The organism is Komagataeibacter nataicola (assembly GCF_003207795.1).
GTDB classification, from domain to species: domain Bacteria; phylum Pseudomonadota; class Alphaproteobacteria; order Acetobacterales; family Acetobacteraceae; genus Komagataeibacter; species Komagataeibacter nataicola.
Genome location: NZ_NIRT01000011.1, coordinates 1 through 15218 on the forward strand (window position 1 = coordinate 1; position 15218 = coordinate 15218).

General features: G+C 65.5%; 14 protein-coding genes. 1 reads left to right on the forward strand and 13 read right to left on the reverse strand.

The features are described from left to right. Positions 1-18 precede the first annotated feature (18 nt). The 13 genes from CDI09_RS07890 to CDI09_RS07950 all read right to left on the reverse strand — a co-directional run bounded on the left by CDI09_RS07890 (position 19) and on the right by CDI09_RS07950 (position 14428). Entirely contained in the window at positions 19-2001 is a 1983-nt protein-coding gene (locus CDI09_RS07890; protein ID WP_078525925.1) for a diguanylate cyclase domain-containing protein, read from the reverse strand. Between the two features lie 217 nt (positions 2002-2218). Then, a complete protein-coding gene (locus tag CDI09_RS07895; protein WP_110571242.1) occupies positions 2219-2671 on the reverse strand; it encodes a cupin domain-containing protein in 453 nt (150 codons plus the stop codon). A 167-nt stretch (positions 2672-2838) separates the two neighbouring features. Then, positions 2839-4152, reverse strand: coding sequence for a hypothetical protein (locus CDI09_RS07900; protein ID WP_146220823.1), 1314 nt, complete (start codon positions 4150-4152; stop codon positions 2839-2841). A gap of 5 nt (positions 4153-4157) precedes the next feature. Further along, positions 4158-5501 (reverse strand): NAD(P)/FAD-dependent oxidoreductase, encoded by a 1344-nt coding sequence (locus CDI09_RS07905; RefSeq protein WP_236944455.1) that lies wholly within the window; start codon positions 5499-5501, stop codon positions 4158-4160. Next, a complete protein-coding gene (gene fabG, locus CDI09_RS07910; protein ID WP_078525931.1) occupies positions 5498-6217 on the reverse strand; it encodes a 3-oxoacyl-ACP reductase FabG in 720 nt (239 codons plus the stop codon). Before fabG ends, CDI09_RS07905 begins: the two co-directional genes overlap by 4 nt. Beyond that, positions 6214-6657, reverse strand: a complete 444-nt coding sequence (locus CDI09_RS07915; protein ID WP_078525933.1) for a hypothetical protein — start codon at positions 6655-6657, stop codon at positions 6214-6216. Before CDI09_RS07915 ends, fabG begins: the two co-directional genes overlap by 4 nt. Next, positions 6651-7460, reverse strand: a complete 810-nt coding sequence (locus CDI09_RS07920) for a beta-ketoacyl synthase chain length factor (RefSeq protein ID WP_078525935.1) — start codon at positions 7458-7460, stop codon at positions 6651-6653. Before CDI09_RS07920 ends, CDI09_RS07915 begins: the two co-directional genes overlap by 7 nt. Further along, entirely contained in the window at positions 7460-8674 is a 1215-nt protein-coding gene (locus tag CDI09_RS07925; protein WP_236944456.1) for a beta-ketoacyl-[acyl-carrier-protein] synthase family protein, read from the reverse strand. Before CDI09_RS07925 ends, CDI09_RS07920 begins: the two co-directional genes overlap by 1 nt. Continuing rightward, positions 8671-11004 carry an MMPL family transporter gene (locus CDI09_RS07930; RefSeq protein WP_078525937.1) on the reverse strand — a complete coding sequence of 778 codons (2334 nt, stop codon included), beginning with the start codon at positions 11002-11004 and terminating at the stop codon, positions 8671-8673. Before CDI09_RS07930 ends, CDI09_RS07925 begins: the two co-directional genes overlap by 4 nt. Next, the gene (locus CDI09_RS07935) at positions 11001-11609 is read right to left on the reverse strand and encodes a LolA-related protein (RefSeq protein WP_146220824.1); all 609 of its coding nucleotides are present in this window, start codon (positions 11607-11609) and stop codon (positions 11001-11003) included. The genes CDI09_RS07930 and CDI09_RS07935 overlap by 4 nt, the downstream gene beginning before the upstream one ends. Further along, positions 11596-12537: an LpxL/LpxP family acyltransferase gene (locus tag CDI09_RS07940; protein ID WP_211308935.1), complete on the reverse strand. Its 942-nt coding sequence runs from the start codon at positions 12535-12537 to the stop codon at positions 11596-11598. Before CDI09_RS07940 ends, CDI09_RS07935 begins: the two co-directional genes overlap by 14 nt. Then, positions 12521-14146, reverse strand: coding sequence for an AMP-binding protein (locus CDI09_RS07945; protein WP_078525941.1), 1626 nt, complete (start codon positions 14144-14146; stop codon positions 12521-12523). Before CDI09_RS07945 ends, CDI09_RS07940 begins: the two co-directional genes overlap by 17 nt. A gap of 9 nt (positions 14147-14155) precedes the next feature. Next, positions 14156-14428 (reverse strand): phosphopantetheine-binding protein, encoded by a 273-nt coding sequence (locus CDI09_RS07950; RefSeq protein ID WP_078525943.1) that lies wholly within the window; start codon positions 14426-14428, stop codon positions 14156-14158. Between the two features lie 167 nt (positions 14429-14595). On the opposite strand from CDI09_RS07950, the gene CDI09_RS07955 reads away from it, so the two are divergent. Further along, positions 14596-15207 (forward strand): COG4648 family protein, encoded by a 612-nt coding sequence (locus CDI09_RS07955; protein WP_110571243.1) that lies wholly within the window; start codon positions 14596-14598, stop codon positions 15205-15207. Positions 15208-15218: the final 11 nt, after the last annotated feature.

The window sequence follows — 15218 nt, forward strand, 5'->3', positions numbered from 1 at the left end:
CCATCCAGAATGCCTCCTTCAGAGAATGGTCTGCATCCTATGAATCACATTTTTAAACCGATGGGTACCCCGTGAGTCAGGCCAAACAATGGTTGGTATGAACCGCCCCGGCGAGACCATGCCCAGCACCGCATCGTTCCAGCGTGAGAGGGCTTCCACGCCATGCAGTTCGCCCGTGCTCAGGTCCACCTGGGGCTGGTAGACAAGGCTCAGCCTGTTATCGGCAATGGCCTCGCGCAGGGCGGAGGCAAGGATGATGTGGTCCTCGGCCTGCCGGTTCATGGAGGGGTGGAAGAAGCGGTAGCAGCACCGCCCCGCCTTCTTGGCCTGCGCCAGCGCGGTATAGGCCTGGCGCAGGGTTTCTTCCACCGCCTGCCCGTCCTGATGGGTGCTGATGCCGATGCTGCCGGAAATGTTGATGGGAATGCCATCAATCGTAAATGGCTCTTCAAGCGTGTGGAGGATGCGTTCGGCCAGATGCGTGATGTCGGTGGCGTCCTGCGTGGTCAGCACCACGAATTCATCGCCCTCCGTGCGCACCAGCACGTCGCGGCCCACAATGCCGTGGCGCAGGCGGCCCGCGAGTTCAAGCAGCATCTGGTCGGCCCGCCCCTGGCCAAGCGCCTGCACGATCTTGCGGAAACGGTCGAGATCGATGACCATGATGCTCAGCGGCGTGGCAGGCGGCCGCGCCACGAGTTCGTTCAGGCGGCGGTTGAGCCACAGGCGGTTGGGCAGGCTGGTCAGCCGGTCGGTATAGGACAGGCGGATGATGGATTCACGGCTGCGCTGCTGCTCGATGGCCAGCATGGCCAGATGCACGCAAGCATTGACAATGCGCCGGTGCCACGCCCCCGGCTGGCCAGGCGTGCGGAAATAGAGCGAGAAGCTGCCCGCCACATCCCCATTGCGCAAAATGATGGGTACTGCCCATTCCGCTGCCAGCGCGTGCTCCGCCACGACGGCGCGCAGGGCGGGCCAGCGCTTTTCTGCCGCGAGGTCGGGCACCACCACTTCCTGCGCCGTGGCGATGGCCGTGCCGCATGCGCCCCCCGCCGTGCCGGCTTCCAGCCCCTCGAACGCCTGAAGCACGGGCAGGGGCATGGCGCCATGGCCACCGGCATGCAGTACGCCGCCGGTGCTGAGCATGACCACGGCCATGCAGTCCGGCGCGATCAGTTCGATGCGGCGGCACATGAAATCGAGCATCTCGCGCAGCGAGAACTGGTCCGTCAGGGCCTCGACCACGTCACGCTGCAGGTTGCGCAGCTGCCGGTCGTGCGTGATGTCGTGGATGATGATGATGATATCGGCCAGCGTGCCATCATCCCCGTAATGCGGCGTGACCGCGCAGCGCAGCCACAGCTCCACGCCCTGCGGGCCACGGGTCTGCACATCCACCTCGAAGCCGGTGCGGCGCGCAAGATGGGCGCGGAACTGGCGCAGGGTGCCGATATCGTTTTCCGCCCCCGCCAGCAGCGTGCCAAAAGGCGCGCCGTGGAGTGTGTCGCGCTCCACGCCGAGCATGGCGGCGATGGCGGCATTGGCGTGGGTGATGCGGTACTGCGCATCCAGCACCACAATGCCCCGGTCGGTCGCCTGCACGATCATGGCGCTGATCTCGGCCTGCTCGCGCACCAGTTCCTCATGCGTGCGGTCATGCAGGGCGATCAGTTCATAGGGCACGCCATCCCATTCCAGGTTTTCACGGTACAGGCGCACGGGCAGGCCCAGCCCGTCCCTGCGGCGCAGCGTGGTGCAGTGAGATGGCGTGGCCCCGTGTGCTGGCAGGTCCGGTGTCGCCGCCGCATCCGCACCGGGCAGCATGTTCTGGGTAAACAGGCGGCACAGCCGGGTGGCGGCCAGTTCCGTGGCGCTGTAGCCGGTCATGGCGCAGGCGCGTGCGTTGCCATAAAGTACATGGCCCGCCCTGTCCGCCATCATGAGTGCCAGCGGCAGTTTCTCCAGAAGCGGGGAAGAAATCTGTGTAATGTCTGGCATGATGGCGTCTTTCCACAAGGTCTTGGCCCACCGTTGCAGCACAGGCCCATGGTGGAAGGGCGTAAAGTGCACGGTTTTTTCAGGCGATAAGGGGCATTAGCTTATCTTTAACTCTATTGCGGCAGATTTGTGGCCTGCTGCTGTATTGTGTTTACAGATCCATCCGGTGTTTTGACTGCTGCGCCACGCGCGCATGCGCGGCCATGACGTGGCGGAATCAGTATTCCGGTTTTTCTCCTTTGGCGGGAACGGAGGTAGGCGTGCCCGGCGTGCCGGCATAGGTCAGCAGCACGACGGTGCGGGTATCACCCGTTTCCCCGCGATGCGTGTCATTTACGGATTCGGCAAACGCTTCGCCCTGATGGAAAGTTTCCGTCCTGCCACTATCACGATCATGAATCGTCAGCTGCCCTTCCAGCACGTAGCCCGCGTTGGGCACGGGGTGGGTGTGCCATGGCAGCGCGGTATGGGCGGGAATGGTCAGGCGGATCATGGTCAGTTCCGGCCGCGTGGTGGGGTAGGGTGCATACGCCACGCCATTCCACGAATGATCGGCCTGTAACAGGATATCACGATGGCCGGAGGCAACCGTCTGGGCATGGGCTGCCGTTGCGCCAAGGCTGGCAAGGCAGAGGCAGGCGGCGGCTACGCGGGCAGGGTGCAGGGGCATGATGTGTCTTTCCGCTCAGGGTTCTCGCTCGTGTTCCTAGCGTTTCATGCCCCGCTGCGTTGCCACGCCGCGCGCTCACATGGCTTTGAGCGCTGATACTGTTGCAGCCTTGATGGTTGCCGTGGGGGCGGGCTGTGATGCGCCATCGGCCCGCGCCACCCCCCTTTTTACCGGGCTACGGGCGCCTCGGTGTTGCGCAGGTCGGCAAGGGCCTGCTGCACCCTGGCCTGCTGGGCTGCAATATAGTCATAGTAACGCTGGTAGAACGCCGGGAATGTTCCCGATGCCCGCGCAAGTGCCGGATGGTGCGCCTCCCACCATGAAAGCGGCTGGCGATCCTGCAGGATGCGGGCATAGCGGCTGGCAAAATATTCAAGGTTGGTGCGCAGGTCGTAATAATGCGCGTTCTTGAGGTAATGGGCGAAATTGCGGTGATACGACCCCAGCACCGGGTCATCGTAGAAGATGAGCGACAGCGAGGTGTTGTAAACCTCGTTGGGTGTGTGCACCGGCTCGGATTCCAGCAGCACGCCCGGTTCATCGGCCAGCCAGTCATATTGCATGAAGGTCTGGTAGGTCAGCCTGTCGTTGAATATGGCCTGTATTTTTTCCACCGGCACCGCATCGGTGCGGTGGATCAGGTTGACGAGTTCATTCTTGGGCACGGGAAAGCTCAGCGCCGCAAGCATGACAAAGCGGTTGATCGGCCATTCGCTCCAGAATCCCGCCGCCGCCAGCGCATTATGGGTGAGGTGGTTGCAGTTGTCCTGCAACACGTTGGAATCATAGGTTTTGGGTCCGTTGCGATAGACGGCGTTGCGCTCGTTCAGAAAATCCATGATCTTGCGCATCTGTGGCTCGGTCACGGGCAGGCGGGCACAGAAGCGTGCGCGCCCCAGCGTGGTGGCGTAATCGGTGCCGACCGACATTTCATATTTCCAGTCCACGGCGGACATGTTGGCAGGCTTGCCGTTGAACACCTCCTTGTGGAAGATCACGCCATCATAGATGCCGCGCCGCTTGGCTTCGTCCTGCGTGGCCACGTAGCCTGCGCGCGTCAGCCCCTGCCCGGGTGCGAGCGTGCCATCAAAGTAAAAAGCGCTGCTCTCCGCCCCGGTCCAGTTGGCGTTGCTGTAATGGGAGTTCATGCTGAAGCCCACGCCATCGGGCCGGTCGGCCGCGCGCGTGGCATCGCATTCGGTCAGCACGGGATAGCCCGCCTTGCGGTCAAGGCACACGCCGCCAAGGAACATGACGGCATGCCCGCCAGCACCCCCGCTGATATCCGCGCCAAAGCCGGGCTTTTTCGATATCTGCGAGACCGCGCACAGCTCGGCATAATACGGAAAGGCCTGGTTGTACACATCGGGCCTGCTCACCTGGCCGGGATGATTGAAATTGGTCGGCGCGCAGGCGGCCAGCAGGGCCGTGCCTGCCAGCAGGCCGGCACAGGCCATGCGGCGCAAAAAATGGTGTGCCATGCCCATTACCGCCGCCCCCGCTCAAGCTCGGGGCACGCTTGCGGCCTGTCGCGCTCCAGCCACAGTTTGGCCGAGACCAGATAATACGCCGCCTTGAACACGGCCATCGGCAGGCGCGTTTTCAGCTTGCCCCTGAAGTCGCCCGCAAGCAGCGAGATCACCCCATCGCGCATGCGGAACTCGTTGCGCGGGTTCATGAACAGATGGCGGATGACCGGCGTGTTGATGCGGTAGATCAGCCACGCGACCCGCTTCATGGCCGCGCGGGTTTCGTGCTCCGCCCGGTGGGCGGCCCGCCGCCCCGCCCTCGGTGACTTGAGCCACGCATCCGCAACGGACACACCGCGCTCGGCACTGCTCATGGCCAGCAATACGCCCGAGGAAAACACCGGGTCGAGAAAGCCGAAGGCATCGCCAATCATGTAATAGCCTTCCCCCCATGACTGCCCGGCATGGTAGGAGTAATTGCCCGTGGCCGTTATGTCGCGCAGCGCGGTGGCGTTGCGCATGCGCGCGCTTACGCTCGGGCTGGCTTTGACCTTGCTCCAGAACAGGTCGGCCGGGCTGCCCTTGCGGCCTTCAAACGCCACGCGGTCACCCACAAAGCCCACGCTCATCAGCCCGTCGGGCAGCGGGATCATCCAGAACCAGCCATTATCCACCAGATGGATGGAAATATAGCCCTCCCTGTCGCCATCGCGGAATTCGACACCGCTGAAATGGCCGAACAGGGCCGCGGTGGAATTGTATTTGTTGCTGGTCTTGTTGCCCGCCCGGCTGGCGAGGAAGGTATCGCGCCCCGAGGCATCGAGTATGAAGCGCGGCGCGAAGGCCTGCTTCGCGCCATCCGGCCCTACGGCCTCGACATGGCCGCGCGCGCCGTCCTGCCCCGGTGTCACGCTGGTGACACGGGTGTTTTCCAGCAGCATGGCGCCTTCCTTGCCTGCGTGGCGGAACAGCATTTCATCGAATTCGGAGCGCACGACCTGATAGCTGTTGGTGTAGCTTTTGTCGATGCCATAGGCGAACGGAAAGGCGACGCTGCGCCCGGTCACGTCTGATACGAACTCCGCACCCGGCTTGAACACGCCGAACGCGCGCACCCGGTCCATCAGGCCAAGGCGTTCGAGAATGGGCAGGTTCCATGCCAGCAGGGATTCACCGATATGAAAACGCGGATGGCTGTCCTTTTCCACCACGATCACCCTGCGCCCCTGCCCGGCAAGCAGGGCGGCGGCGGTTGACCCCGCGGGGCCGCCGCCGATTACAAGGACATCGCATTCCTGCGCGGGGCTGCCGTCGGTGGGGGCCATCATGGGGTGTTCTTTCGTGTTGGGGTCCGGGGTCATGCCATGCCACCATTGATCGAGATGGTCTGGCCGTTGATGTAGGCGGCGCGGCCGGAGGTGAGGAAGGCGACAAGATCGGCCACTTCCTCCGGCTGGCCCGCGCGTTTTGCAGGCACGAGGTCGGCAATCTGGCGCGGGGTCATCACCGCGTCGACCGCGGGGGAGGCAATCACGCCCGGGGCCACCACATTGACCGTAATGCCCCGGCTGGCCACCTCACGTGCCAGCGCGCGCGCCGCCCCGCTCAGTCCGGCCTTGGCCGCCGCGTAATTGGCCTGCCCCCGGTTGCCCATGATGGCCGCGACAGAGGAAATGCCCACGATCCGCCCCCAGCGCGTGCCGATCATGGGCAGCAGGAGCGGCTGGAGCGTGGCAAAGAACCCGTCAAGCGATACGGACACGACCGAGCGCCACTGCTGCGCGCTCATGCCCGCCATGGGGGCGTCATCATGAATGCCGGCGTTATGCACCACCACCTGCACCACGCCTTCCGACAGGAGGGTTTCGAGTGCGGTGGCCGTGGCGGCCATGTCCGACAGGTCGCACTGCCAGGCCTGCGCCGAGCCGCCGGTGGCGCGGATACCGGCGGCAATGGCGCGCGCTTTGTCGATGGCGTTATGCGCATGGACGATCACGTGCAGCCCGTCCTGTGCCAGGCGCTGGCAGATGGCCAGCCCCAGCGGGCTGGCCCCTCCGGTTACGAGTGCGCGCTTCATGTCTGTTGTTCCTGTGGTTGCAGCACGACAAAACCATGGCCCGTGACCAGCGCGGCCCCTGCTTCGCTTTCCACGCTAAAGTGGTAGCGCATGCCCTGTTCATCGGCCTGTTCGCAGGTTGCCCTGATGTGCAATGTGCCCCATTGCGGCTGGTCCAGCCGCCCCGGCGCAAGGCTGACCTGGCGCAGGGTGGTCAGGTAGCCGATGCGCGGCGTAGCCCCGTGGGTGCGGAGCCCTCCATGCAGGGCGGCGGCCTGCATGCCGATTTCAACCCCGCATACCATGTCGAGCCGCCCGTTGCGGCGTAGCGGGTTGGCGGGATCGAGATGCGCGCGGGTGGTGCAGTGAATCGTCTGCGCATCATGTGCAATGACGCGATCGAGCAGGCAGCTTGCCCCGGCATGGGGCATGCGCGCCTCAATATCCGCCCGGCTCAGCATGGCGTTACCGTTATGGCGACATGCCCAACATCGCCTGCCACGCGGATTGCATGCGTGCCGCCTTTGGCGATGGCGGCCAGAAGCGGCAGGCAGCGGGCTGCCGGGTTATCATGGCACAGTACGCGCAGGGCTGTTGTAGCCTGTGCATCGGGCAGGGTCAGCGGGGTATCGGCGGTGTTCTGTGGCCCATAGTCTATATCCAGCATGGCCAGCGCGTGCGGCACGGGGTGGGGAGAGAGCACGAGCCCCACGCCAAACGTGCCCCGCGTGGCCCGTTTCTGGCCCAGTGGCTGCGGCATGGCCATGTCATAGACACACAGGAGCACGGTCCTGTCTTCCACCACCGCCTCGGCTGCGGCCTGCAGCAGGGAAAAGCCCCAGCTCCAGTCATAGCCGCCAAAACAGGCCACGGGCTGGTGGGACTGGCTGCCGATGGTCCAGTACCCCGCTGCCGCGTTATGCACCGAGTTGTGGAACTGCGTGGGTGATACGCCCGCTGCCGGGTCAGCCAGCGCCTGCAGGATGGTGTTGACCACCATGCCATCGCCATTGGAGCTGCCAAACACGTTATGCACCTGTGCCGGGTCGCAGCCTGCCGCGGCACAGGCTTCGGCTGCCACGGCCATGGCCAGGCGCACGATGGGGCTGGTGCGCCGCCGTTCGTTGGGGGCCAGGGTGGTGGGCTGCGGCACGGTGCACGGCGTGGGCCGCCATGTGTCTTCCCCGCGCAGGATGGCGCGCGCCTGCTCCCACCCCGCCATGCCATCGGCCAGCACGGCCAGGCCCGAAATCCATACGCGCATCAGGCGGCCTTTCCAAAAATCAGGCTGCAGTTCGCCCCGCCAAAGCCAAAGGCATTGCTCATGACATGGCGCACGGGCCGGGTGACGTTGCCGGTCAGCACATCGGTGTGGAAAGCGGGGTCCACGTCATCCACGCCAAGGCATCCGGGCATGAACCCGTGCTCAAGGCTCAGGGCGCAGATCATGGCCTCCAGCACGCCGCACGCACCCAGCGTATGCCCCGTCCAGCCCTTGGTGGAGGAACACGGAACATGCGCGCCAAACAGGGTGCTGACCGCCTTGTCCTCCATGGCATCATTGGCGCGGGTGCCGGTGCCGTGCAGGTTGATGTAATCAATGGCGTCCACCGGCAGGCGCGCGCTTTGCAGCGCACGCTGCATGGCCAGGACCGCGCCCGCGCCGTGGGGGTGCGGGGTGGACATGTGGTGCCCGTCGCTGCTCGCTCCGTAACCGAGCACGGAGGCGCGAAAGCCTGCCGGGGGGCCGCTCATGGTGCGGCCATCGGGGCGCTCAAGCAGCACGATGCCCGCTGCCTCCCCGATCGAGATGCCATCGCGCCGTGCATCACACGGGCGGCAGCGTTCGGCCGAGACCAGTTCAAGGGCGGCAAAGCCGCGCAGCGTCATGCGGCACAGGCTGTCGGCTCCGCCTACCACTACCGCATCGCAGATACCCGCGTGGATCAGGTAGGCCGCATCCATGAACGCGCGCGAGGAGGATGCGCACGCCATCGACACGCAGAGTGCCGGGCCGCCAAGGTCGAGTGCCGCGCGCACATACCGCGCGAGCGAGAACAGGTCCTGCGTATGTTCATAATCAAAGCCTGCGGGCAGCCTGCCCTGCGCATCCATGGCGCAGAAGGCGTCCTCGCTGGCCAGCACGCCCGATGTGCTGGTGCCCATGACCACGCCAATGCGCCCCGCGCCATAATGCGCACGGGCTGCCATGATGGCATTGGCCACGCCATCGGTGCGCAGCGCCATGTCGATCAGGCGGTTGTTGCGGCAGTCATAGGATGCGAGGGCAGGGGGCAGGGCATGGGTTTCCACGCCTGCGACGCTGCCCGCGTAGCCGTGGGTGATGCCCGCAAAATCGCACGGCGCCAGCCCGGTGCGCCGGTGGCGCAGGGCGGCCAGCGTCTGTGCCACCCCAAGGCCTATGGCACTGATGCCGGTGCCCGCTGTCATGCGCAGGGCAGTCATGGTGGCGGTCATGAACGGACCTGCCGCGCGGTGCCTGTTACGGGTGCCGCCATCATGAAACTGAACAGCATGGCCAGAAACGCTCCTATCGCGACGGTTGAGCCGATATCACGCAAAAGCGGGGTGCGGCAGCATGCCAGGATGCCAAAGGTCAGAAGGGTCATTGTATTGCAGGTCAGCAGGGTGCGTAAGGTGCGGGCGCGTTCGGCCCGGTCGATCTGCGGGCGGGCGAAGAACAGGGCGTAATCCAGCCCCACCCCCATCACGAACTGAAGCGAAATGACATGGATGAGCGACAGCCTGACCCCCAGCACCGCCATTGCCGCCATGATTACGATGCCCGCACTCCCCACGGCCACGCACACGCGCGCCAGCCGCCGCACGTCGCGCAGGCCCAGCGCCAGCAGCGCCACCGCCATGATGGTGCCAGCCACCGTCCACCACAGGGCCTGGTGCATGTGGTCGGCCACGATGGCGTTTGTTTCGTGGCGCATGTTCAGCACCATGATGTCAGGCTGCGTTGCGAAGGCCGTGGCAAGGGCTGCCGTATCGCGCACGGTTTCGGGCAGAATGACGCCAAACCACTGGCCCTGGCGTGCGAACAGCAGCGGGGCCAGCCGGGTGGCAACGAGCGGGGATGTCATGTCGTGCGGCTGTAGCGGCTCCATGGCGCGTGTTGCCGCTACATCTTGCACGAAGGGGGCAAAGGCATCGGGCTGGAAAGGCAGGTCGGCACGGGCGGCGTCAAGGCGGCGGGTCAGTTCCGCCGTATCGGGCAGGCTGGCGATCCGGGCGCGTTGCACGGTGATGCTGGGCAGGAAGCGGGCGGCGTATTCCGCATCGCCCATTACGCCACGCGCCTGAAGCGCGTCGAGCACGGGCATCAGCTGTCCCTCGCGTTCCAGCACGCCCTGCACGGTAGGCGCCTGCACGATAATGGCCTGCCCCGCATCCGGCGCGCCAATTTCGTGGCGCAGTTCCGCATCAAGCGCGCGCAGCGCAGGCGGCACGGGGCTGAGGGAGGCGATATCCGTCTCGCGCCGGGGCGGATGGACCGCCAGCACGCCCGCGCCAATAACCGGCAGGATCAGGAACCACAGGCGGTAGCGCCGCCAGGATTCAATACGCAGGATGCCATCATTATGGGTGGCGACACCGGGGGAAAGGTCGGCCTTCTGGATCAGGCGCGGCAGGAGCCACAGCGTCGTGGCTGCCGCACTCAGAAGCCCCGCAACCGAAAACACGCCAAGCTGCGCCAGCCCCGGCAGGCCACAGAACACCATGCCCGTCAGCCCCAGGCACGCGCTGGTTACCGCAAGCCGCAGGCTGGTGCCAATCCGGCGCAGGGGGGCATCCGCCGCCTCGCCCTGGTCGCGGTGGCCGATCAGCAGCACGGGGTAGTCGAGCGAGACGCCAAGCATGGTCATGCCAAAACCGAACGAGATGCCATGCACGTAGCCAAACAGCACCCGCACCACCACCATCGCCACACTGAGCGACAGCGCGAACGCAATGCCCATGGCCGCCAGCACCCATGGCGAGCGGAAGCGCCAGATCAGCACCGCCGTGACCAGCAGCATCGAGGCGGTGGACAGGAACTCCACATCCGCCTGCATGGCGTGCGAGGCTTTCAGCGCAAACACCGCCGGCCCGGACATGAGCAGGTGCATGCCCGGCTGCGCCGCAGCCGCGTAGGCTGCACTGATCGCGGCCTGCACCTGCTTTTGCGCATACAGGTCCATGCCGTTGGCGCGGGTGCGCAGCAGGATCAGCGCGCGGTCGCGCTCGGGCGCGAACCATACGCCATCAATGCTGCGCCCGTGACTGTGCGGCGCCCAGGCCCGCAGCAGCGCCATGAAGGCGCCGGTCGGATCGGCCAGGCCATAATGCTCGGCCAGTGGCTCGGCGGAGGATTCCATCATGTCCAGCACGGCCTGCATGTCATCATGCAGCGCATCGACCGAAAAATCCCGCGCGGATGCCGGGGGGGCGAGCAGGTAGCGGTGGCTGAACAGGAAGGCTTCGTCCGCGCCATCGGGCGGGCGGCTGCCATTGGTCACGGTTACGAACAGCCCGCTGGCGGCGAGGCTGTCCGCCATGGTCTGGCTGGCACGCGCCAGCACATCGGGCGCCGCCCCCTCGATTGCGGCCAGAATGACCGTTGCGGCACTGCCGGACTGGACCTCGCGCATGATGAAGCGCGTATTGTCCGTGCGGCCTGCAGGCAGGAAGCCCGCCATGTCGGTGCGCAGCGGTATGGCCACAAACACGCACGCCGCCATTACCAGCGAGAGCAGCAGGCCGATGGCCAGCGGCTTTATGGAGCGCGGGCGCGCCGTCATGTGGACGGGTCGATGCGCATGACCTGTGTATCCCCATTGGCCTGGACCACGCGGATCACCGTCATGGCGTTGTTCTGGCCGTCAATCGTGATCGTGCGCACGTAGCGCGCCATGGCGGGCAGGGGAGTGAGCTGTAGCGTCCAGTGCGCCACGTCGCCCTGTGCCGCCAGCGTATAGTCATGGCGCAGGGCGGTGATGTCGCCATCAAGTGGTGCGCGGATGGCCTCGACAAGGGCGGCAAGCTGCGCATGGTGCGACAGGTCCACCACGCGGGCCGGTCCCTGCCCACGGGCCAGGCTCAGGGTCGTGCCCTGCACGATCAGGGTCTCGGGCCGTGGCGCGTGCGTGATCTTCTGCACATGGCCCGGCCGGGCATAGATCAGTTCCCCCGATGAACTGAGGTCATGCGTCAGGGCCGCGATATGCCTGCTTTCGTGAAAGGTATTGTGCCGCGCGGGCACCATGCCGATACGGGCAATGATGGTGTCGGCCAGGTCGGGCGCGGGTGGCTGCACGCCCTGCGCGTGCGCGCTTCGCGCCACCCAGCACATGGACAGCGCCAGCAGGGCGGGCACAAGGCTGCGGGCGCGTTTATGGTCCATCATGGTTCTCCCCGTGTTTTCCCACCTGAGGGGCAACCCATACATCATGGAAATTGAACCAGTTATAGGGATGGGCGCGGCACAGCCTTTCCATCCAGCGGGCGTAATGCCCCATCCACATGGCGAGCCCCTGCGCGCGCTGCCTGCGTTCGATGCTGATTTTTTCCGCCAGCGGCTCGAAGCGCACCGTATACTGCCTGTAACCCGTGCGCACCCCGCTGAACAGGATGACCGGCACATCCAGCATGCTGGCAACCAGTAGCGGCCCGGCGGGAAAGGCCGCCATGCCACCCAGGAACGGCGTGAGCACGGATTTTTCATGCCCCGGCGCCCTGTCGCCCAGCATGCCCACCAGTTCATTGCGCGCGAGACTTTCCTGCACGCGGATCATGGCGTCAGGCTCGCCGATATCAATGATATTGCGGGAAAATTCGGGGGCAAGCTGCTCCAGCAGGCGCGTGGGCGCGCCCGCGTTGCGCCGGAACATGAGCACCCTGACCGGAAAGGGCGACATGCGGCCCACGCTGCGCAATGCCTCGAACGAGCCGATATGCGCGCCAAGCAGAATGCACCCGCGCCCGCCCGCCATGACCGCATGCACGCAGTCCAGCCCGTCGATGTCGATTTTGTAGCCCCTGTAACGGCCCGACAGGAAAAAGACCCGGTCCAGTATGGCCGCGGCAAAGGTATGGAAATGCCGTGCCACATCCACCCCGCGCACGGGCCGGTCGAGCACGCGGGCCAGGTACTGGCGTGATGCCCGGCGTGCCTGCCGCGCCGTGAGCAGGAAATACAGCGTGATGAACGGCAGGATGGCCTCGCCAAACGGGCGGCCCACCCGCAGCGTCAGCCAGATCATGAAGCGCGACAGCGAGGCTATGCCGCGCTCGGGCCTGACCCAGCCGGGCGCGTGCTTACGCATGGGCGTCATTACGCAGCCGCCCCTTCGCCACGACCTGCATGCCCACCGTGCAGGTAAACGCCAGCGGCTGCGTTGTGTGTGTTACGCGCACGGTATCGCCCGGCCGCACGGGGTGCAGGAACTTGATCTGTTCAAGCCGGGCGGGCGCGACCCCCATGAGGCCAAAGACCTCGCTCAGCACCACTGCGCCGGGCACGATGGGGCAGCCGGGAAAATGCCCGGCAAGGGCGGGGTGGTCTGGCGCTATGCGGAAGCACCCCGCATCCTGCGCCGTTGTGGCCGGGGGTGGTTCATGCACAAGGGCCAGCAGGGCCGCGCGGGTCAGTTTGCCCATTTCGTTGCGCGGCAGCGCGGCCACGCGCACGACCCGGCGTGGCAGGAAGGCGGGCGGCACGCGCATGCGCAGTTCGGCCAGGATGTCGGGGGCGGGGCGGGTCGGCGCCACTACCACAACCTCCATCCGGCCCACAGGCTGGCCCGGCGCGGCATCGGGCGCGGGCGCAATGAAGGTGCCATCCTCAACGCCTTGTATGCCCAGCAGGATGGCGTTCAGCCCGGCAAGGGAGGTGCGCTGCCCCGCGATCTTGATGATGTCGGTCATGCGGCCTTCCAGCCTGAAGGTATCGGGCGTGAGGGGTGTTATGGCATCGGCCACGACGTGGCTCGGGGCGCCTGGCGCATGAATGCTGGCCGTGCCATCGAGGCGGGGGTGCAGGCTGATGCCGGAGTGCAGGCGCCACGCCTGTGCTGCGGTGGTGCGGCGCGTGGCGATGGAGCCGGTTTCAGTGCTGCCATAAATCTCGAAAACGGGGGCATGCCAGCAGCGTTCCGCCATTTCGGCGGTGGCGGCATCGAGGGGAGCGGTGGCGGATATGACCCGCGCTATCGGCGGCAGGGGCGTGTGGTCGCTCAGGAACGTGCGGATGTGCAGTGGCGTGGTGAGCAGGATGCATGGCTGCGGCCCCTGCTCGAGGCGGGCGCGGATATCGGCGGGGAACAGGGCAGGCCCCGTGGTGCTGATGCAGCCCGTGACAAGGGGCTGGATGACCGTCGTCTCGAAACCATACATGTGATAGGGCGGCACCGTACCCACGATGGTGGCAACACTGCCCGGCACGGGCGTGAACAGCCCTACGCTCGCCAGTGCCCGCCGGGTCAGCCCGCCCCATGTCTTGGCATGGGCGACCGGCGTGCCGGTGCTGCCCGATGTCAGGATATGCGCCACGACCTGCGTTGCGGCAATGTCCGGGTTGGCGGCGGTGCCCGCCCCCTCGGCCGACAGGGCGGAGAGGCGGATGACCGGGGTGGCCGCCGGGAGCGGACAGGGCGGCAGGTCGGCATCGGTTACGATGGCCGCATCGGGGTAGAGGGCCAGCAGGTGCGCAAGCGGGCCGGCGGCCCTGCTGCCCGGCAGCACGCTGTACTGCCCGCGCAGCACGGCGGCGCAGAAGGCGGCGGTAAAATACAGCCTGTCGCGGCACAGGTTGATGATGGGCCGGGGCGGCAGTGTTGCGGCAAGGGCATGGGCTGCATGGAGCACGTCGTTGCCGGTTATGAGGCGTTCCGGTGTTCTGAACAGGGGGGCTGCCGGATGGCCGAGCAGGGGAAACGCATGCATGCTGATGGCTTAGGACGGGGAATGCGCTGCTATGTAATGGGTCAGGCTGCGCACGGAGCGGAAAATATCTACTTTATCGGCATTGTCCGAACGGAGTTCCACCCCGTACTGCCGCTTGATGGCCAGCGAGAGTTCCAGCGCGTCAATGGAGTCCAGGCCAAGGCCATCGCCAAACAGGGGAGCATCCATCTCGATTGTGGAGACGGGCATATCCAGTTGCAGGGTCTCGACAATAAGGGTCGCTACTTCGGTTTCTGATGGAGATGGAGGGTTTTCCGCCACTAATTTATGCCTATTATTTACATTAATATCAGAAGGTTTCTGGCCGCGAGCATACCGCGCCCCATAGCTTGTAACAATGCTGAATCATTATGTAACAGCGGTCGGGGTTTTTGCATCGCTCTTCAGTGTGATGCCGGTATGGTGGGTTCTTACGGTCAGGCGGGTTCATGCGTTTAACTGGCATTATCATGCTGTTTGTGGCGAGTGTAGGGGCGCATGTTCTCTCGGGCATGGGGCTTGTCGCACCTGCCGCGCGCTGGCTGGTGACGGGGCAGGCCATGGCGGGCTGCGTGCTGCTTGCGGCATCTGGCATTCGCCATCAGGTGGCATGGGGGGTGTGCCTTGCAGCCCTTGCTGCACCTGGATACGTGCTGCCCCCCGGTTTTGTGCTGCTGGCTGATTCCGTGGTGCTGTACGGCGTGCTTCAGGGCGCGTTGCTGCTGCTGTTCGCCCGTACCCTGCGGCCCGGGCATGAACCGCTTGTCACCATGCTGGCACGCCAGGTGCACGGCACGCTACGGCCCGATGTGCTGCTTTATACCCGCCAGCTGACATGGGCGTGGAGCTTTTTCTTTGCGGTGCAGCTGCTTCTGCCCGCCCTCCTTGCGCTGGTGGGGCCTGCGGGGTGGTGGCGTGCCGTGCTGCATGGGGCGAGCATGCCGCTTGTGCTGGTCATGTTCGGGGTTGAAGCCGGTGTGCGGCGCTGGCGCATCCGCAATTTCGATCATGCCTCGATCATGGATTCCATCAGGGCCTTCAACAACCGCGTGCGCGGATGAGGGGGCACCCT

Excerpts from the sequence above, each read along its gene's own strand:
- CDI09_RS07905 (WP_236944455.1), bottom strand. The coding sequence starts at position 5,501 with ATGACCCCGGACCCCAACACGAAAGAACACCCCATGATGGCCCCCACC.
- CDI09_RS07930 (WP_078525937.1), bottom strand. The coding sequence starts at position 11,004 with ATGACGGCGCGCCCGCGCTCCATAAAGCCGCTGGCCATCGGCCTGCTG.
- CDI09_RS07915 (WP_078525933.1), bottom strand. The coding sequence starts at position 6,657 with ATGCTGAGCCGGGCGGATATTGAGGCGCGCATGCCCCATGCCGGGGCA.
- CDI09_RS07940 (WP_211308935.1), bottom strand. The coding sequence starts at position 12,537 with ATGACGCCCATGCGTAAGCACGCGCCCGGCTGGGTCAGGCCCGAGCGC.
- CDI09_RS07935 (WP_146220824.1), bottom strand. The coding sequence starts at position 11,609 with ATGATGGACCATAAACGCGCCCGCAGCCTTGTGCCCGCCCTGCTGGCG.
- CDI09_RS07945 (WP_078525941.1), bottom strand. The coding sequence starts at position 14,146 with ATGCATGCGTTTCCCCTGCTCGGCCATCCGGCAGCCCCCCTGTTCAGA.
- CDI09_RS07890 (WP_078525925.1), bottom strand. The coding sequence starts at position 2,001 with ATGCCAGACATTACACAGATTTCTTCCCCGCTTCTGGAGAAACTGCCG.
- CDI09_RS07920 (WP_078525935.1), bottom strand. The coding sequence starts at position 7,460 with ATGCGCGTATGGATTTCGGGCCTGGCCGTGCTGGCCGATGGCATGGCG.
- CDI09_RS07895 (WP_110571242.1), bottom strand. The coding sequence starts at position 2,671 with ATGCCCCTGCACCCTGCCCGCGTAGCCGCCGCCTGCCTCTGCCTTGCC.
- CDI09_RS07955 (WP_110571243.1), top strand. The coding sequence starts at position 14,596 with ATGCGTTTAACTGGCATTATCATGCTGTTTGTGGCGAGTGTAGGGGCG.
- fabG (WP_078525931.1), bottom strand. The coding sequence starts at position 6,217 with ATGAAGCGCGCACTCGTAACCGGAGGGGCCAGCCCGCTGGGGCTGGCC.
- CDI09_RS07900 (WP_146220823.1), bottom strand. The coding sequence starts at position 4,152 with ATGGCACACCATTTTTTGCGCCGCATGGCCTGTGCCGGCCTGCTGGCA.
- CDI09_RS07925 (WP_236944456.1), bottom strand. The coding sequence starts at position 8,674 with ATGACCGCCACCATGACTGCCCTGCGCATGACAGCGGGCACCGGCATC.